This window comes from Sphingobacterium gobiense, assembly GCF_002980575.1.
Lineage (GTDB): Bacteria > Bacteroidota > Bacteroidia > Sphingobacteriales > Sphingobacteriaceae > Sphingobacterium > Sphingobacterium gobiense.
Genome location: NZ_PVBS01000022.1, coordinates 1 through 255 on the forward strand (window position 1 = coordinate 1; position 255 = coordinate 255).

The following is a 255-nucleotide window of genomic DNA, read 5'->3' on the forward strand; positions in this document are numbered from 1 at the left end:
CTTTCGGTGGGCGGGTTTCCCACCCGCCTTATCGTTACTCATGCCTACATTTGCTTTTCCATGCGGTCCACGCCAGGTCACCCTGGCGATTCGCCCCACATGGAATGCTCCCCTACCAATGGTAGATGATTCTACCAGTCCATAGCTTCGGTACCGTTCTTGATGCCCGTTTATTATCCACGCCCGGCCGCTCGACTAGTGAGCTGTTACGCACTCTTTAAATGAATGGCTGCTTCCAAGCCAACATCCTAGCTG

Annotated in this window: 1 rRNA gene; it reads right to left on the bottom strand. The window is 53.7% G+C overall.

Going from position 1 to position 255, the window contains the following annotated elements:
- Positions 1 to 255: ribosomal RNA gene (locus C5749_RS19425) — 23S ribosomal RNA — on the bottom strand; the annotation flags it as partial.